The sequence below is a fragment of the Methylotuvimicrobium sp. KM2 genome (assembly GCF_038051925.1).
In the GTDB taxonomy this organism is placed as follows: Bacteria; Pseudomonadota; Gammaproteobacteria; order Methylococcales; family Methylomonadaceae; genus Methylotuvimicrobium.
In genome coordinates, this window is sequence record NZ_CP150634.1 from 917,430 (window position 1) to 935,414 (window position 17,985).

General features: G+C 48.2%; 18 protein-coding genes and 1 tRNA gene. 6 read left to right on the plus strand and 13 right to left on the minus strand.

Going from position 1 to position 17,985, the window contains the following annotated elements; translation table 11 throughout:
• Positions 1-21: 21 nt before the first annotated feature.
• The 4 genes from WJM45_RS04060 to WJM45_RS04075 all read right to left on the minus strand — a co-directional run bounded on the left by WJM45_RS04060 (position 22) and on the right by WJM45_RS04075 (position 6,012).
• A complete protein-coding gene (locus WJM45_RS04060) occupies positions 22-2,256 on the minus strand; it encodes a terpene cyclase/mutase family protein (RefSeq protein ID WP_341327707.1) in 2,235 nt (744 codons plus the stop codon).
• A 399-nt stretch (positions 2,257-2,655) separates the two neighbouring features.
• The gene (locus WJM45_RS04065) at positions 2,656-3,258 is read right to left on the minus strand and encodes a nuclear transport factor 2 family protein (RefSeq protein ID WP_341327708.1); all 603 of its coding nucleotides are present in this window, start codon (positions 3,256-3,258) and stop codon (positions 2,656-2,658) included.
• Positions 3,259-3,267: 9 nt separating this feature from the next.
• The gene (locus tag WJM45_RS04070) at positions 3,268-4,899 is read right to left on the minus strand and encodes a cytochrome P450 (protein WP_341327709.1); all 1,632 of its coding nucleotides are present in this window, start codon (positions 4,897-4,899) and stop codon (positions 3,268-3,270) included.
• Positions 4,900-5,001: 102 nt separating this feature from the next.
• Positions 5,002-6,012 carry an ornithine cyclodeaminase gene (locus tag WJM45_RS04075; protein WP_341327710.1) on the minus strand — a complete coding sequence of 337 codons (1,011 nt, stop codon included), beginning with the start codon at positions 6,010-6,012 and terminating at the stop codon, positions 5,002-5,004.
• Positions 6,013-6,776: 764 nt separating this feature from the next.
• On the opposite strand from WJM45_RS04075, the gene WJM45_RS04080 reads away from it, so the two are divergent.
• Positions 6,777-7,472 carry an SDR family oxidoreductase gene (locus WJM45_RS04080; protein ID WP_341327711.1) on the plus strand — a complete coding sequence of 232 codons (696 nt, stop codon included), beginning with the start codon at positions 6,777-6,779 and terminating at the stop codon, positions 7,470-7,472.
• A gap of 487 nt (positions 7,473-7,959) precedes the next feature.
• Here the strand turns inward: WJM45_RS04080 and WJM45_RS04085 are convergent, their stop codons facing one another.
• The 4 genes from WJM45_RS04085 to arsC are packed head-to-tail and all read right to left on the minus strand — an operon-like array spanning position 7,960 to position 10,343.
• Positions 7,960-8,907, minus strand: coding sequence for a 2-dehydropantoate 2-reductase (locus WJM45_RS04085; RefSeq protein ID WP_341327712.1), 948 nt, complete (start codon positions 8,905-8,907; stop codon positions 7,960-7,962).
• On the minus strand, positions 8,894-9,598 hold the full coding sequence (gene hda, locus WJM45_RS04090) for a DnaA regulatory inactivator Hda (protein ID WP_341327713.1): 705 nt from the start codon (positions 9,596-9,598) through the stop codon (positions 8,894-8,896). Before hda ends, WJM45_RS04085 begins: the two co-directional genes overlap by 14 nt.
• Positions 9,599-9,601: 3 nt before the next feature.
• Positions 9,602-9,949, minus strand: coding sequence for a DUF2069 domain-containing protein (locus WJM45_RS04095; RefSeq protein ID WP_341327714.1), 348 nt, complete (start codon positions 9,947-9,949; stop codon positions 9,602-9,604).
• A 46-nt stretch (positions 9,950-9,995) separates the two neighbouring features.
• Positions 9,996-10,343, minus strand: a complete 348-nt coding sequence (gene arsC, locus WJM45_RS04100) for an arsenate reductase (glutaredoxin) (RefSeq protein WP_341327715.1) — start codon at positions 10,341-10,343, stop codon at positions 9,996-9,998.
• 181 nt (positions 10,344-10,524) lie between these two features.
• Between arsC and ubiA the strand changes: the two genes are divergently transcribed.
• From ubiA to WJM45_RS04115, 3 genes are all read left to right on the plus strand, one after another.
• A complete protein-coding gene (gene ubiA / locus WJM45_RS04105) occupies positions 10,525-11,424 on the plus strand; it encodes a 4-hydroxybenzoate octaprenyltransferase (protein ID WP_341327716.1) in 900 nt (299 codons plus the stop codon).
• Positions 11,425-11,439: 15 nt separating this feature from the next.
• Positions 11,440-12,255 (plus strand): YdcF family protein, encoded by an 816-nt coding sequence (locus tag WJM45_RS04110; protein ID WP_341327717.1) that lies wholly within the window; start codon positions 11,440-11,442, stop codon positions 12,253-12,255.
• Between the two features lie 372 nt (positions 12,256-12,627).
• Positions 12,628-12,703 (plus strand) — tRNA-Thr (locus WJM45_RS04115).
• 384 nt (positions 12,704-13,087) lie between these two features.
• Here the strand turns inward: WJM45_RS04115 and WJM45_RS04120 are convergent.
• Positions 13,088-13,651, minus strand: a complete 564-nt coding sequence (locus WJM45_RS04120) for a hypothetical protein (protein WP_341327718.1) — start codon at positions 13,649-13,651, stop codon at positions 13,088-13,090.
• A gap of 125 nt (positions 13,652-13,776) precedes the next feature.
• Here WJM45_RS04120 and WJM45_RS04125 point away from each other — a divergent pair, with 125 nt between their 5' ends.
• Complete coding sequence (locus WJM45_RS04125; protein ID WP_341327719.1) at positions 13,777-14,199, plus strand: PEP-CTERM sorting domain-containing protein; 423 nt, start codon at positions 13,777-13,779, stop codon at positions 14,197-14,199.
• Positions 14,200-14,420: 221 nt separating this feature from the next.
• Here the strand turns inward: WJM45_RS04125 and WJM45_RS04130 are convergent, their stop codons facing one another.
• Positions 14,421-14,723: an XRE family transcriptional regulator gene (locus WJM45_RS04130; RefSeq protein ID WP_341327720.1), complete on the minus strand. Its 303-nt coding sequence runs from the start codon at positions 14,721-14,723 to the stop codon at positions 14,421-14,423.
• Positions 14,720-14,998 carry a type II toxin-antitoxin system RelE/ParE family toxin gene (locus WJM45_RS04135; protein WP_341327721.1) on the minus strand — a complete coding sequence of 93 codons (279 nt, stop codon included), beginning with the start codon at positions 14,996-14,998 and terminating at the stop codon, positions 14,720-14,722. The genes WJM45_RS04130 and WJM45_RS04135 overlap by 4 nt, the downstream gene beginning before the upstream one ends.
• Before the next feature lie 192 nt (positions 14,999-15,190).
• Between WJM45_RS04135 and WJM45_RS04140 the strand changes: the two genes are divergently transcribed.
• The gene (locus WJM45_RS04140) at positions 15,191-15,508 is read left to right on the plus strand and encodes a transposase (protein WP_341327722.1); all 318 of its coding nucleotides are present in this window, start codon (positions 15,191-15,193) and stop codon (positions 15,506-15,508) included.
• On the opposite strand, the gene WJM45_RS04145 is transcribed toward WJM45_RS04140, so the two are convergent.
• Positions 15,487-16,881, minus strand: a complete 1,395-nt coding sequence (locus WJM45_RS04145) for a DEAD/DEAH box helicase family protein (protein ID WP_341327723.1) — start codon at positions 16,879-16,881, stop codon at positions 15,487-15,489. The two genes, WJM45_RS04140 and WJM45_RS04145, sit on opposite strands and share 22 nt — an antisense overlap.
• A gap of 237 nt (positions 16,882-17,118) precedes the next feature.
• Positions 17,119-17,901 (minus strand): hypothetical protein, encoded by a 783-nt coding sequence (locus tag WJM45_RS04150; protein WP_341327724.1) that lies wholly within the window; start codon positions 17,899-17,901, stop codon positions 17,119-17,121.
• Between the last annotated feature and the right edge of the window lie 84 nt (positions 17,902-17,985).

Sequence of the window (17,985 nt, forward strand, 5' to 3'; positions counted from 1 at the left end):
TCATCATTGTTCTAACATCCTTTAATTATAGATCCTACAGTATCGGTTCAGCGCCCAAATAGGAAAAATATTCCTATAATTCGCATAAGTGATCATGCAATTATAGTTAAATACGCCGGAAATATTTTCTTGAGGCCAGTCGCCTAGCTCGGTTTGTTTATTCAATAAAACGCGGATTCCTTTGTCGATAATCGATTTATCTTGAAAATTTCCTGACAGTAAAGCCAATACTGCCCAGGCGGTATTGACCGATTGTGAAGTCTCGGCTTCGGTATAAACCAATTCGGAACATGATTTAAAACTTTCCCCCCAACCGCCGTCGGCTTTTTGTTTGCCAACTAAAAAAGCGCAAGCTTTGTTGATGCTGTTGATTAAAATCGCGTCATCGAAATAGCCTTTATTTAAAGCCTTGCTCAATGTCTCCACGGCAAACCAAGTCGCATAGGTAAAACAGACGGCCCAGCCGCCATACCAGGAACCATCGGCTTTTTGTTGCTTAATGATAAAACCGAGCCCGGCGTTTATCGCCTTGCGTATTTCATTATTTTTATAGTCGGGATAGTCTTCTTGACTCTCCATCAGCGAAATTAGGCAAGCGGCGCTGCATTCCGTCCAGGAATAGTCGATCATTATATCGGCAAATACTTCAGAAGGGTTGAGTTTTTCCAGCCACTGAGACGCGCGTGTCGGTTCATAAGTCGACCAGCCGCCATTCGTATTTTGGTAAGACAGAATGATGTCGATAGCTCGTTTCAACCGCTGCTCGTCGATAACCGCTTCAACCAGGCCGGAACGGTGTACGGCCAAAGCCGCGCTTAAGCCTTCCGCGGTGCAATCCGATACCGGCCAGCCGTTGTCTGCTGTCGAAAACGGCCAACTGCCGATCATCGGGTGACGGAAAAACTCGGCATGCGTTGGGTGTTCGGACTTGATTTGCGAGCGTTCGATGAAACGATAGCTTTTGACAATCGTTTCCGGAAATTGTTTGCCCAAGTCGCTTTCCAAAATAGCACGGGTCGCTAACGCCGTATCCCAAAGTTGCGAACCGTTGTAGCCGTTCATTTTCATGCCGTCCTCGGCAACCCATAAATAATCGTACCAGCGTTCCACATGGCGTTGAAATCGGTCGGAGTCCTTACCGTAGGCATGCCAGATACATATCGAATTGATTGCCTTGCTGACCGGGCCGATATCGATGTATTGAGTTTGTTGATCTTCGGCGTCGAGGTATTTGAGGATGTAATCGGTCGTCTTTTTTCTAAGCCGGGAGCTGGCGAATTTTTCGTAAGCGTTCGTGAACAAATTCATCCATTTGAGTACGCCCGACGGCTTATAGTAGCGGTCTTTATCGCATACGGCATCGCGTTGTTTCGGCCAGTCTATCGAGTCGAAGTTTTCATAGAGTTCTTCTCTCAAGCTTAGTATCAGTTCGTCTTCGGGGGCTTGAATCCGGTGAGCCTGGCAATAGGCCATCGGCAGGTACACCATTCGGCAATGGCACCAGTAGCGCGACGGATGCATCGGCAGCCATTTCGGCAGCAACCACATTTCCGGAAACAGGCTGTTGAAGCCTCGCCAATCGTAAAGATTCATCACCGCCAGGTAAAACTTGCCCCAGGAAGGAACGCCGGTTGCCCCGCCGTTGTTTTCGATCCAGTTTCGGGCCTTGAGGATGGCCGGATTCTCTTTATCGACGCCGAGTATGCGTAGCGAAACATATTGCATGACCGTGCCGAACATTGTCGACTCGCCTTCGATATGCATGCCCCAGCCGGCGTCGGGATTCTGATGATTGAAAATATAAAGTTTCATCATTTCGCGGTGTGCCTTAGGGAATGGCGTCCCGCTGATATAGGAAGCAATCAATAAGCCGGGTAACAGAAACAGCGGGCCGCCGTAATCGCCCGGCCAATGCCCGTCCTCGCATTGTAAGTATGAAAAATAGTTAATGCCCTTGACGATAGAGTCGATAACGACTTGATCTTCGGCGCTTTTTGCTTGCGGAACGAGACCGTCGAAAGGCTGAAATTGATTGTTGATTGCGCAATGCCGATAGACCTGGTCGGCGGAATTCGGATTGAACGACGAATCGAAGCGGAAATCTTCGGCAAATTGTGCGATTTCTTCGTCCGAGACCGTTTCGGCATTGTGCAGATGTTGATCGATTTGATCGGAGACGGGCTTGAATGCCCAGATATGCCGTCCATTGTCATTCAAAAGACGCCATTTTTTCCAAGCGGGTTTTACAGTCAACATGGTTTTTTATTGTTATTACAAAATTGGAAATGAACCTATAAAAAGCATTTTGTCCAAAAAATATACGAAAATCGCGAAGCTATTTAATTGATTTCGTGGAGCGCTCTATTTTCGGTATCGTTGGTTCATTGGCTCGCGCAATTATAGGCTTCAAGTGTGAATATTACCTGAAGTGTCGAGTTTATAGTTGCGTAGGTCGGGTTAGCGTATGCGCAACCCGACAGATAGCCAACGTCAAGTCGGGTTACCCCTGCGGGACGGGTTATTTAACCCGTCCCCAACGTTTCGGTTTGGCCTAAGCCTTTCGGCTTGTTTCGGACGGGGTTGAAAACCCCGGCCTGCCAAAGGAAAGAGCGAAAATCTCCGTGCTATGGCGCCTTCGCGCGAGTCTCTAGGATTTCATCGATTAAACAACGCGATCCGCACCATCGCAAAAAAACCTTTCAGTTTTTTTCCGAAGCTGGGCGGTTTACGCAGGCGCTCATGACCCGGCAACAACTGGCCTTTGGCCAACTTGCCGATTTTTCGTTTGACGGCGGGGTCGAGCTTGCCGTCGGCGGCCAGTTCGAAAAATAAGGCTTTCACATTGCCCAGATCGAAAAAGTCGCGTTGCCATTCCCATTGATAATTGCCGCCGTAACGGAACCACGAGCCGCCGATGCCTTCGACTTGATAAGGTGTGCCGTCATCGCGCAAAGCAGGAGAGACTTGGGTCCATAAGCCTATCGCTTCACCGATTTTTTCGTCGATCAGGATGCGGTGATAAGGATAACGCCATTCTTCGAAGCCTTCCATTTGTACGCCTAATGCCCATTCTTCGATTTCTTTACGGCTGCGCGCGACGAATTCTTCATTCGGGCCGATATTCCAACGGTACTCGGCGTCGTCGGTATACATCGGGCCGAGGTGTTTGGGCCAATTGCCTTCTTTTTCGGCGTCCCGGTTGGCCTGAAGCCAGCGTTCGACCATTTCTTCCAGTTCTTCTCTTGGGTATGCGGGCATTTTCGCTCTCTATTTTAATTGAATTTTAATGGCTTGGGTCGGGCAATATTTTTCGGCTTGCTTGGCTTTGTTCAACAAATCCAGCGCCGGGTTTTCTTGTAACACGGTCAAGTTGCCGTCGTCGTCGACCTGGAACAGTTCAGGCGCCTCGCTCATGCAGGTAGCATGGCCTTGGCAAAGTTCGCGGTCGATGATGATCCGAAAGGATTCTCCGGTCGGGGTTTTTTCGGCCGTGTCGACTTCCGATGCTTGGGTGGCGGTGTCGCTCATGGCTTGACGTTTGCGGTAACGTACCCGGCACGGCGATACCGGTTGCACCACCATTTGCGTAAAGTCATCTTGATAGTGGTCTTTGGCGTCTGTCAACTCGAAGGTATAGCGGCGCAGCAATACGGCAATGATTGCTTTGAGTTGCAGCATCGCGAACGCATTGCCGGTGCATTTATGTTTGCCGCCGCCAAACGCGATCCAGCTGAACGGCTTGGCGTCTTCTTGGCGCGCTTCGGTATAGCGCTCGGGATCGAATTTTTCAGGTTCCGGAAAAATTTCCTCGATGCGATGCGATACGCGCGGCGACGTGCAGACATATTTCCCGGCCTTGATCGTGTAATCCTTGAAATGAAAATCCTGCATGACCTTGCGAATCAAGAATATCAGCGGCGGGTGCAGGCGCAAGACTTCTTTGATGACATTTTCCAGCAACGGCATTTCGCGCAGGGATTGAAAAGTGACTTCGCCGTCCGCGCCGAATAATCGATCCAGTTCTCTCAATACGGCTTGCATGTGCTCGGGCCGGCGTGCCAGTTCTAGTAGCGTCCATGCGGCGGTGCCTGCTGTGGTATGGTGTCCGGCGAAGATCGTACCGATCAGCATGCCGGTGATTTCATGAGGCGACAGGCGGCTGCCGTCGTCATATCGGGCGTCGATCAAGAGTTGAAAGGCGTCTTCGCTCTTCTCGGTTTTTTGTGCGCGCTTGGCAATGATGCCGGTGACCAGTTCCTGAAGCCTGGTGCGCGCCTTGTCGCGGCGGCGGAAGACCGGCAGCGGCAAATAGGGAAACACGAAGGCGAGGGGATTTACGCCTTTTTCGAGATCGTGATAGATTTGAGCGAATTCTTCATTCAATTCATAGCGGAATTCGTTGCCGAGCAGGCAGTGGCTGGATGTGTAAATCGTCAATTCCTTCATGAATTCCAATAAATCGATCTCGCCGCTGTCGCCCCAGTCGGCAACCATTTGCTCGACTTCGGCGACGATGATTTGCGCATAGCCGCGCATCGGTTTATCGCGCAACACTGGCATCAGCATCTTCAGTTGTTGATCTTTTTTATTCGGCGGTGCATCGAAGACCACGCCCTTGCCGAAAATAGGCGTCATGATTTTATAAGCTTGGCTTTGGTCGAGTTGCGTGTCGGGCGCGCGAAAAAACGCCTCGTTCGCCTCGGGTCCGGTCATCAGCACCATGCGTTGATGAAACATGCGGAATTCGCCGATCTCTCCGAGCGTATTTCTAAGCTTCATCATATAGTTGAAGGGATTCTTGCCGAAGTCGAGCATGTGCCCGATCAACGGCAATGCGCCGGGCATTTTAGGCGGTGCTTTGTCGGAAGAAACGGGTTTTTCGGAATTGATTGTATTCATGTCTTGGGTGATTAAAAAATTAACCGTATTGATGGCGGATGAGCCGGGATTATTTGAGCTGAGGCTGAAGCCATGTATCGGCGAATAGTACGTGAAGTCTTTTCAGGAAGCCAAAAAACCGAATAGATCTTTAGGGTCTTCCACTTCGGGTAGCATGGCTATTTCGGTTCCGAACTTAAATTCTGTCACGAGTTTGTAGACGATGCGAAGTATCGAAAAGTCTTCCAGTGCGAAACCTACCGAATCGAATAGCGTGATTTCTCGATTATTGTCACGACCGATTTTCGTTCCGCAAACCAACTCCGCTAATTCGGCATGGATCAATCCGGCATCGCCTTGTTGAATTTCGCCTTCGATCAAGCTTTGCGGCGTATATTCGACGACGAGTTTGACTTGTCTTAGCAGTTGCGCCGGTAATTCGGTTTTGCCGGGGCAGTCGCCGCCGATTGCATTGATATGCGTGCCTGGCGCGATCTCTTGAAGGCCGAAAAGCATTTGTCGATGTTTGGCGGCTGTTGCGGTAGTGACGATATCGGCACCATGCACGGCTTCGAGGATACTGCCGCATGGAATTAAATCTAAGGACAGACCTGCCAAGTTTCGGGCATATTTAACCATGGCGCCGCTATCGATATCGAAATAAAAAATTTTTTCCAGCGCATAATTGCCGGCGAAGCCGACCGTCTGGAATTCCGCTTGTGCGCCGGTGCCGATGACAGCCAATGATTTGGCAGTGCTGCGTGCGAGATAACTTGCCGCTAGCATGCTGGTCGCTGCAGTTCTTATCGCGGTCAGCAAGGTCATATCGCAAAGCATTAAAGGGTAGCCGTTGCCGGCATCGCTGATTTGGCCAATCGCGGCAACGCTGAGCTTACCGTTTAAAACATTACCGGGATGGCCGTTGACGTATTTGAAGGTATAAAATTCGTTATCGCTACAAGGCATCAGTTCTATGACCCCTTGCGGAAAATATGTAGCATAGCGAGGCGATAGGCAGTACGAATCCCAGCGGCCGAAGTCTTGTTTCAACGAGGCAGTCGCTCGGTTAATAAATTGCTCAAGACCAATATGGCGGGTTATGTCTCGGATGTCGCTTGCGGTTAGAATGAGCATATCGAATCTTGAAAGTGAATGACTGAAACACCTTGATATGTGTTAGTTTAGCGCTCATGAAGATCACTGTTAAATTATTTGTCGGTTTTATTGCCCGACGGCTATTCGGTCGATGCCCAAACATGGCTGTTAAAAGAATCAGGGAGGTTGCTGAAGATCCGTATGCGCAGCACCTCCGATCGTGTGTTGGGCAAGCCTCGCTTGCCGCAGTTACGCGTTGAATTCGAGTTTGACGCGTATCTGAACAGGATGTCGACATTTTTATGTCGCCGTCTTTCACGGGTATATCATCGAGGCGGCGGTTAGCGGAAAGCAAAACTTGCTGAACAGAAGATATTAAATACCGGAGAACAGTGCTGTTTGAAAAATCTGCCGATATTGAGCATCAGTGGCTTCGACAATCGCGACGAAGGCGTCGCTCCCACAAGGAGGCCGGAAGCTCTGTGGGAGCGATCCCCAGATCGTCTCTCACCTAACGCTAGGTGAGGGAAAGCCACCAAACGTCGGGTGGCAATATATGGTATCGAGGTCGCCTTGGCTAAGGAACAATCATAAACCTGAATTCGGCAGTTTAACCATGAAGCACATGAAGTTCATGAAGGATTCCAAGAGCTTACCAAATCCTTCTCGCTAACCTTTTTGGTGAGCGAAAGTTCTATACAAACGCGTAATAAGCTATTGAATTAACTTCCTATTCTTCATGATCTTCATGGTGAAATGCTTTTTCTAGGATAAAAATTTGTCATCGATAAGGAGTCAGTACCATGCAAACTATTTTAGTTACCGGAGCCAATCGCGGCTTAGGTTTGGAATTTTGCCGCCAATATGCCGAGGCGGGTGACAGGGTTATCGCGGCGTGCCGGCATCCCGATAGCGCCGATCAATTACAGGCATTGGCTGAGAATTATGCCACGATTCAAATCGAAGCCTTGGATGTTGCCGATTTCGCGCAAATCGATGCCTTGTCGGTTCGATTGGCCGATGACGCCATCGACGTGTTGATCAATAATGCCGGCGTTTACGGCGATAAGTCGGGAGGCCGTTTCGGCAGTTTGAATTATCAGGCGTGGTCGCATACCCTGCTGGTCAATACGCAGGCGCCGGTTAAAATGAGCGAGGCTTTTTTGCCGCAGCTTCAGCGTAGCGATAAAAAATTGATCGTGGCTTTGAGCAGTCAAATGGGCAGTATTGCCGATAATTCCAGCGGCGGCAGTATTTTGTATCGTTCCAGCAAGGCCGCGTTGAATGCCGCGATGAAAAGTGTGTCGATCGATTTAATGGGTCGCGGAGTAGGCGTGCTGATTTTTCATCCGGGTTGGGTCAGAACCGATATGGGCGGACCAAACGGTTTGATCGATGCCGATGAGAGCGTCACCGGCATGCGTAAGATGATCGATGCTTTTTTGCTTCGGCAAAGCGGTAGTTTCATCAAATACGAAGGGTCGGTGATGCCTTGGTGATTCGTTCTCCGAGGGGTGCTGTTACGGGTTAGAGCTCGTGTTTGCGTTAATCCTAAATCCAGCTGTCAGTCCACGAAGATCACGAAAGTAATCAGGTAAATCTTTTGGATTACTCATTGGGAAAGTGATTCGAAAGTATAACTAATTGAATATTTTAGTGATTTTTATGGTCAAAATGTTTTTTATAGGCGCGGATTCAACTATACCTTTCGCACTTCAAATTTCGGCAGTGCCGGAGGAGGCCTCGGGGTGCTCGGTAAAGGCTTTGCCGGCATGGAGCTGGCATGGAGCCTACATGGACGTATTTACCCAGCACCTAAATTATCCAAGATAGTTAACCATAGCTAATGGACTATGGAATTTAGGTGCTGGGTTCACGGCGTCCTTTGACGGGCACCCCGAGGCCGAATTTTCATCTACGATGAGTATAACAAGTGCAATTATCTTTCCTTCATTATCTTCGTGCCCTTCATGGTGAAATGCTTTTTTAGGTTAATGGGGGATTCGGACTCTGAGCAATTTTCAGCTCTCGCAATTTCATCAAGGCATAGAGCGTTTCCAGGTGCGGGCAATCTATGTTTTCTCGCCTCGCGGCATGAACCGCATTGCGGAGTATCGCTTCGGTCTCCATCGGGCGGCCTTGTTCGTAATCGAGTAGCATGCTGGTCTTGTAGGGCGGCATCGTGTGCGTGTTTGCGATATTTCGATCGATGATGTCTTCGGGCAATGGGTGTCCGCAGGCCGAGGCGATCGCGGCGATTTCTTGCATGATGCCTCGCACCAAGGGTTCCTGCGTGTTCAATATGTCCTGAGTCGCCAATCCTCCGGATAACACCGACAGTGGATTGAATGGTGCGTTCCAAATGCATTTTTGCCAGCGCGCGCCGATGATGTCGTCGGTAATTCGGCATTCGATGCCGGCCGAATTGAAAAAGGTGCCAAGCTGTTCGGCTTTGGGGCTAATAGTGTTGGTTAAGCTGCCCAAGGTCAATCGGCCGTAGGCCAAATGAGCTATTTGTCCGGGTCCGGTTCTGTTGCAACAGATGAAAGCCAAGCCGCTGATAATTTCGTTGCCCGGAAAGGCATCGATGAAAGCTTGTTCGGTTTCGACGCCGTTTTGTATAAAGACGATCGCGGTGTTATTCGAAACTGCGGGACGGATGAGCTCGAGGTTTTCCGAAACATCGATCGCCTTGGTGCATAGCACGACATAATCGGCTTGTTCCGGATAGTCTTCGGCATGTCGCAAGACATGTTGTGGCTTGAAGCGCCAGCCGCCCAGGTCGCGGCTTTCGATAGAATAGCCGGATTGTTCGATCAGGTTGAATTCGGACCGGCATACGACCGATACCGTGGCGCCGGCTTTCGCCAATAATGCGCCGTAAAAACCGCCGATCGCACCGGCACCGAGGATTAGTATGTTAATCGGTTTCATCTTGACTGAGAAATTGTTTCAAAAAAGGCAGAGTCAATTTACGTTTGGCGGCCAGCGTCGCATGATCCAGCCGATCGAGCAAGCGCCACAATGAAGCTAAGTCTCGGGCGTGATGATTCAGCAAAAAACGGCCGACCGTGGGATTGATTTCAAAGCCCATTTGTTTAGCTTTAAAGGCCAGAGCCTCAATGCTTTCTTGATCCGACAGTTCCTGCAGTTTTAGTGTCAATCCCCAGTTGAGCCGGGTTTTCAGATCGGGCAGTCGGATGGTCAGCCAATTGGGCGGACAATTCGAAGACAGTATTAACTTAAAACCACGATCCCGGTGGCGATTATAGAAATTGAAAAACGCGAGCTCCCAGTTCGAGGTTTCGGCAATCGCATCGATGTTGTCGAAGCAGACGACTTCGTAATCTTCGAGTCCGCTTAGAATTTCGGTGCTAGGCAAAGCGTCCGCTGCGAAAGAATAGTAAAACGTGGTTTTTTTCAGTTCCTGGGCCAAATGACAGCAGGCTTGCAATAAATGGCTCTTGCCCAGGCCAAGATTGCCCCAAAGATAAATCTGTTGCTCTCCGGTACCGGAAACGCAATCTTTGAGGTGGCCGATAATTTCCCGGTTTTTGCCCGGATAGAAATTGGCAAAGGTCAGATTAAATTTGTGTTCGAAAAGTAACGGTAATTGCTCGGCCATGCATCAAGGCTTTTTTTTATGATAACGAACATAAAGGCTTGCGCCGACAAACAGCGTTAAACTGAAGGTAACTTCCAGTAACGCATAAGGCCTTTGTAATGGGTTGGCATAAGCTTCGACCGATCCATGGATAAAATACATCAGGCTGATATAGGCCATCCAGGCGCAGCTTCTGGTTTTGCCGGCGAGTAAACCTCGCATCGGCAATAATAACGGCGAAACGCTCAGCAGCAATACCAATGCGGTAGGCAGTTGATCCGGCGGCGTCAATACGGTAGGCCAGGCCATCAACAAACCAAACAGCCCGAAAAAACCGGCTAAGGCGATGCGGTGATAATGTTTTGCAGTCATTGGCCGGTCTTAGTTATTGGTGTGAGCCATGTCGAACCGGAACAAGTTATAAAATTTCCAGAACGTGTTCGGGAGGACGTCCGATAGCCGCTTTGCCGTTGGCTAGCACGATCGGTCGCTCGATCAATTTAGGCGTTGCGACCATGCCGGCTATCAAGGCTTGCCGGTCCAGCGAAGGATCGTTCATACCGGTTTCCTTATACTCGCTTTCGTTCTTTCGCATCAAATCGCGCGGCTCGATGCCAAGCAGATTGAGGATTTCGTTTAACTCATCTGCGGTAGGCGGGGTTTTTAAGTATTCGATGATTTCGATATCGAGATTTTTGTCTTGCAGAAGTTGCAAGGTTTGACGCGATTTGCTGCAACGGGGATTATGATAAATTTTTACGTTCATCGTGATTTAGCTATGATCAAATATTAAAACGTTATAATAACATCATTTATGCGGACGGCAGATTGGAAACGAAGTCTGTAATATTTTATTTTCCTTATTTCTAAATGTAGGGAGCCTGCTGACTCCCTGGTTTCGTGTGACGCTAAATTGCCGAAGCTTATTCGCCGTTCCGATATTGTTAATGTATCCAGGAATTAAAGGAAAGTCATTGAATACTCAAGCTATCGTCAATAGAGCAACACTATACTGGCGCCTGGCCCGATTCGATCGCCCGATCGGTATATTGATACTCTTATGGCCTACACTGTGGGCGCTTTGGTTAGCCTCGAGCGGTTCGCCGGATTTGAAAATTTTGACCGTTTTCGTGTTAGGCGTCATATTGATGCGGGCGGCTGGTTGCGTGATCAATGACTATGCCGATCGCGAATTCGATCCGCATGTCGAGCGCACCAAGCAGCGCCCGATCGCTACCGGAAAGGTACGACCGAAGGAGGCATTGGCGCTCTTCGTCGTGTTGAGCCTAATCGCGTTCGGTTTGGTTTTATTGCTCAATACGATGACTATTCTATTGTCTATCGGCGGCGCCATTCTCGCTGCCGGCTATCCGTTTATGAAGCGCTATACCTATTTACCGCAAGCCTTTTTGGGCATGGCTTTCGGTTGGGCCGTGCCGATGGCTTATGCAGCCGAAACACAAAGCTTGCCCTTGGTTTCATGGTTACTGTATTTGGCGGTAATTTTGTGGGCTTTGGTTTACGACACAATGTATGCGATGGTCGATAAGGACGACGACTTAAAAATCGGCGTCAAATCGACCGCGATATTATTCGGCGATAAGGACAGGGAGATTATTGCCGGCTTGCAGATCGTTATTTTGATGCTGTTGGTTATTGTCGGTCGATTTGAACAAATGGGCTGGATTTATTATGTGGGGCTAACCGCTGCCGCCGGATTTTCTGTTTATCAACAGAAGCTGATTGTTCATCGCGAAAAAGCCGATTGCTTTAAAGCGTTTCTCAATAATAACTGGTTCGGTTTGGCTGTGTTTACAGGTATCGTTGTCGATTATTTAATGGGCTAGTCGGTGTTTAAGACGATGGACTCAGTCTTTTATTGGGTGTCGAAACTGGTTTGGAGCTTATTGGCTCCGGATCATTTGTTGTTGATTTTATTGACTTTGGTTTGCGGCTTGTTTTGGTCGGGCTACCAACAAATAGCGCTTTATGGGTTCAGTGCCTTGGTTTTCTTATGCTGGTTGATTGCTTTATTGCCTGTCGGTAGTTGGTTGCTGCTTCCTTTGGAAACGAAATTTCCGGCGAACCCGTCGTTGCCGGAGCATTTGGACGGCATCATCATGCTCGCCGGAGCCGAAAAAATCGACGCCAGCTATGCTTGGCAACAGGTCGAGCTAAAAGCCTATTCGGAACGTGCGTTGACCTTCATGCAGATGGCTAGAAAATATCCTAACGCAAGATTAGTCTTTACCGGGGGATTGGGTAGTAAGCTGGATAAGCATTTTCAGGAGGCCGACGTAGCATCGCAACTTTTCGAGCAGCAAGGTCTCGATATCGGGGCAATTCAATTCGAACGGCGCTCGAGAAACACTTACGAAAATGCCTTGCTGGGCAAAGAATTGGTTAAGCCCAAAAAAGGTGAAAAATGGTTATTAATCACTAGCGCTTCACATATGCCAAGAGCAGTAGGCGTATTTTGTCGGGTCGGTTGGCCGGTTATTCCGTATCCGGTCGATCACTGGACGGTGCCGGGCGAGTTGACAAGTCTCGGTTTTGCATTCGGCGAAAATTTAGAACAATTGACTTATGGTGTCCGGGAATGGTTAGGATTGGCTGCCTATCATATCACCGGTAAAACAAGTGCTTGGGTGCCGGATACGTGTTCAAATGAGCCATAAACAGTAACGTTCATGAAGGTCTAGCCATCGCCCCGACAAATGAAAGTGCGAGGGATGGCTGGGTACGGTCACTCGCCCGACAGGACGCCGTGAACCCAGCACCTAAATCCAGCACCTAAATTCTATAGGTCTTTGGCAATGATTCAAAATCATGGCTTATTTAGGTGCTGGGTGAATACGTTCATGTAGACTCGACGGCGGCTGTCCTTGCCGCCGACGCCTGCCGGTCGAGCAACCGCACCCGCTTCGGAACCGACATTGATTTTTATATCGAAAAATTAGATAAGGAATGCAAAACTGCGAACTTTCACAGTAAGAAAAATAAAAAAAACTTGCAGCGAAAAAAATGTTCTGTATAATTTCGATTTCTTCGCTGGTGTAGCTCAGTTGGTAGAGCAGCTGATTTGTAATCAGCCGGTCGCGGGTTCGAGTCCCATCACCAGCTCCAACAAATTCAAAGGCTTGCAGAAATGCAGGCCTTTTTTGTTTGTGCCTGGGTTAGGTATGGGTTAGGATTCAGAGAGAACTTCGTGGAATAGGCGAGGCGCATTTTCTCTTATACCTTGATACCGTCCAGAATTTTTTTCTTCCCGAATTCTCCAGTTGTATTATGGCTTTTAATTACGCTTAATGCAATTTCATTTCAAATCGTTCTCACCTTTCGCTCTCTGAACCCTGCGCGCTGTTAACTGAATGTGTCGGACAAAATGAACAAAATCGCCTTTTTCAATAAATATATCGGGCTTTGAGCAGTTTTTATGTCGGAGATACCGAACAAACGAGTTGTTTTGCGAAGGACGTCATTTCGTAGGGATTTTTGGTCCAGAGAAATTTATCGCTCGACCGGCTTAGCGTCTCCAGTTGTCTCATCCACTCGTTGTGCATAACGCATGACCATATCGATTTGGCCCTTTACCCATTCATGGTCGCCGGTATAGTCGATCAGTAAATCGCCTTCGGTCGATTCGATTCGTTCGAAATGGATCGTTTGTCCCTGTTGACACAGGCGCGGGCCATGATCGGCCAGCGATTCAAATAAAGCTTCCAAAAGAGGCACCCAACCGCAATCGATCCAATATTTCTCCGGCAGTTCCAGAATGTCGCCGGTTCTATCGTTTATATTTTGATCGGCGCCATGGGGCGAATGCCAAGGCATCATGCCTTGAATCAGGCCATGTCGTTCGCATAGCGTTTTGACGCCGATGCGTTTGTGCAGCGTCCCTAAATTGCCGCAAATTTTGCAGGTTCGATACGACAAAGATTCGGCCATGACGCGAATGCCGTTGACATAATGACTTTTCTCGGGACCGCTGAGATACACTCGAAGCCCGCCCATTTTCTGTTTAACCTCGACGATTTCGGCTCTCAAGTCATGGGCCTCGATCAATTCAGACATCACGTCGATCAGATGAAACCATTGGGATTGCTGCTCATTTTAATATTCAGCCAGCCCACGCTATATCTCTCACGCTGATCCCGTCTTCGTCTACTGTTACAAGTGGCGATTCAGTTGATGTCAATGTGATTATATCTGATTTAGGTAGTGGAACTTATCCTTCAGTGGGCGCCTTTGACTTGGATGTGGCTTTTGATCAGTCGATCTTCGCTCCCACGTCCGTTACCTTTGGACTCTTTTTAGGCGATCCATCGGCGTTTGAAGCATTTACGGATTTTAACTTCCTTTCCGGTGTGGTGGACTTCGCTGAAGTTTCCCTCCTCTCTTCGGCGGAACTAGATATTTTACAGCCTTCCAGCTTTTCGCTGGCAACTTTATCATTTAATGCAATTGGGGACGGAACGAGTCAGTTTGGCTTTGTAGGAAACCAAACGGTAGACGATGCATTTGGCGAAAAACTTTCGGTTCCTGAGCCAGGTACAATTCTTCTTGTGGCTTCTGGTCTTCTAGGTCTTGGCTTGAGAAAACGCATAGTTCAAATTAAATAAAGGTTAACATAAACCTGCAAACTTTCACGGATGAGGTGATGCCTAAATTTTGATCGTTATATTAAGACGGGGGAGTCCGCATAGAAGGGCATGTAGAAACTGATAAGTAGGCTTCTTTGATTGACCGCTTTTATAAGACTGACCTGACATTCATTAAAAACACATGAATGACAGTTGATGGCCGTTTTAAACCTACAACTGAAACTATGTCCGCACAAATTTTACACCGACTCCAACTCTATTTTTACCTTTTTACCGAGAGCTGCGGCGGCGCTCACCAAGGTGGTCAAGGTTAAACTGGTATCTTCTTCATCTAGCAGCCGGTTCAGCGAAGCTCTGCTGGTGTGCATTTTTTTTGCCATTGCCGTTTTACTGAGCTTAAGCGCAGACATGCCTTCAGATATTTGCCAGGCAATGACCCGCTTGGTCGCTACCGCTGTGACTTCATCAAGAATGGCTTCCTCGCCTAGGAAGTCATCGAAGTCACTGCCAATATGAGGATTATCTTTGTGCTGACTGTTCATTGCTTACCTCGTAATGCTTTCAATCTTTGTTTTGCCAAATCGATTTCTGACTTCGGTGTTTTTTGACTTTTCTTGATAAAGCCATGCAGCAAAATCATCGTATGTTTGCCGATTACACACAGAACGCGGGCTATCCGTTTGTCCAGCTTGATTCTGACTTCCCAAATGTCGCCTTCGAGATGATCGACTAATGGCATACCGAGAGGCCAACCGAATTGCACCGTTTTAATATCTTCGCCAATCGTTTTTCTGTCTTGGGCGGATAGTCCTTTCAACCATTCTCTAACGGGCTAGCTGCCGGCGTCAGTTGCAAAAAATTTAACAGAAAGGATTGGATTCATTGATGCAGCGTATCAAAATTGATACGTAACAACAAGCACTCTTTGGTTCGAAAAAGCGATCATTGAGTTGATCGTCGACAAGCAATGTCATTTTCCACATGACAGGACTGGTCAGCAGTACCCCACTTGGCGTTGCTCGGCATTGACGAAATCGCCTTGAAGAAAGGCCATAAGGATTTTGTCGTCATCGTATCGGGACTGACGGCGCAGCGTGAAAAGCATATCTTAGCGGTGCTCCCGGATCGCAAAAAAGAGACTGTCAAGGCGTTTTTAAAGACGCTGCCGTCTCAGCAATGCCAAAGCATTCGTCATGTCTGCATCGACATGAACGAAGGTTATTGCAATGCGGTTTTAGAAACCCTGCCGAAGGCTCAGGTGGTGGTCGATCGCTTCCACGTTGCCAAACACTATCGTGACTGCTATCAGTTACCGGTAAGAACGTAGCCCAAGCCTTTATAACCCGCCAACCGCTTATCGCACATTCTGGTCAACATCGGCATATCGTCTACATAGTCGTAAATGAGCACTTTGGTTTTGGCATGATGGTGCCGGTGCAAGCGACCCACATATTGCGCCAATGTACCTTTCCAAGATACCGGTAACACCAACAACAAAGTATCCAGTCGTGCGTCATCAAAACCTTCACCCAAATAGCGGCCGGTAGCGATCAACACTCGCTCTTCGTTTTCCGGAATGTTTTGCAAGGTAGCCAGTGTTTGCTTGCGTTGTTTTTGACTACCTCCGCCTTGCAAAACGACGACATGTCTCGCAAATGTTTTGATTTGTTCTGACAAGACTGTGACATGGTGTTTACGTTCAGTCAGAATCAACGGTGATCTTCCGTCTTTCAACAATTGCTTCAGATCGTCGATAATCAGCTTGTTCCGGCTGTCATCGTCCATCAAGGCCGCATAGATTTTGTGAATGGCCGGTGAGTTGTCCTGGTTTTCAGCTACCGGCATTTGAAAGCCGGTATGTCTCAGTACTAACCGGTGCTCGAAGGGGCGGGCGATGGCTTGTTTTTTGGCATCGGCCTTATAACGTACCGGTCCGCACTGCATCGTCACAATAGGATGATGTCCATCTTTGCGGGTTAAGGTCGCCGACAAACCCAAAACATATTTGGCTTTACAGGCTTTGGCAACCGCTTCAAAACTGAAAGCGGACAGATGATGGTATTCGTCAAAGATGATTTGACTATAGTTGACGACCAGATCATCCACCTGATGTTGCCGGGACAAACTTTGCATGACGGCAACATCGATTATGCCGGTCGGTTTGCGTTTACCGGCGCCGATTCTGCCAACCTGATTTTTATCGATCGTTAAAAACTGTGCAATCCGTTCAAGCCATTGATCTAGAAGTTGCCGGCAATGAACCACAATTAAGGTATTCACTTGTCTTTGCGCCAAAATGTTCAACGCCACCACGGTTTTACCGAAGGCGGTCGTGGCCGATAAGGTGCCGGTATCCTGTTGCAACAAACAGTCAACAACAGTTTGTTGCTCCGGTAATAATTGTCCTTGGAATTGCACCGATTCAATGGTGTTACCGGTAAAACGCTCATCCCGAATCTCCACTTTGATGTTCAATTCCTTTGACAGTGCCAGTAAGTCTTCCAGACATCCGCGAGGTATAGCGATATGTTGAGAATAATTTTCTGCACAGGCAATGATTCTGGGTTTACCGAATGTCGGCAGTCTCATCGCTTGCGCTTTATAAAACTCCGGGTTTTGGAATGCCGCCAAGCGGATGATTTTGTTTTGTAAAGGTGCCGGTAAGTTGGCTTTTTCGATATACAGTTGGTTGGCCTGCACCAGTTGAATGGTTGCCGGTAACTTACCAAGGTCAATAGGTTTATAGTCTTTACGAGATGGAGATAACCGTCAGGGTTGACATCCTCTTCTTCAATGGGCATGCGCACATCAAGGAGACCATCCTGGCTTTCGGACTGTTCAACCAACTGCCTGAGTTCAAACAGGGTTAAGCGCTTCAGAGTGGATAAAAATGCCCATTGATCGGCATAAGGCACGAAGTTTTGATCGACAAAAACGCTATATCCCTGTTCGCGTGCATTTTTTTTGTAACGGCAAGGCAATCAGATTACCGAATCCGCCTTTGGGCAAGGTATCCTGATTGGGAAAAAAACGGTCGTAAGACTCGAAGCCCATTTCCGGATGATCATTCATGGCCTGCGTTAATAGCAATGTCCCCAGTTTACGCGCTTCGACGGCAAAAACCGGTCGGTCGAAGAATATCCAGAGGTGCGCCCCTTGTCCGGAACGGGAGATTTCGATGGCACGAGGCACTTGCTGTTGTGTGCATTGTTTAGAAAAAGCTTTTGCATCGTCTTGCCAGTTGGCTTTATCAAAATCCACTGCGATAAACCAACAGTGTTCATCGGTCAGCATCGGATAAACACCGATGACAAAATCTGCAGCATGATTTTTGTTCGGATCGTTACCGGAAAGATGGTTTTGAATAACTTGGTCTGTTACCGGTAAAAAAGATCGATGTGAACACTCGCCGCATTTTATCCTAGGCTTTTCGCACAATCCGCTTTTCCACTCGTTGCCGCAGACAGGCGAGTAGCCTGACTTCCCGGTTTTGCTGTTCTCCCAGCGCTTCGGATAAACATCTTCTCGACCTCGGAACAAATTCCGGAACAGTCGAATTTTTTCTGCGTTGGAAGAGTATTGCGTGACAGGGGAGGGTGTACTATGAGTTTTGAGGGCTTTAAGTTGATTTAGCTGCTGTAGCAGAGTGGCTCGTTCAGCTTCCAACGACTGGATTTTTTGCTCTAATGCAACAATCTTTTGGTTAATTACATCATTCATGATTCCTTATATCAGAAATTCAGGATAAATAACAAAGACATGAATTGCAGCGAATAGACTGTTTTTATAGGCGTTTAAGCCGGA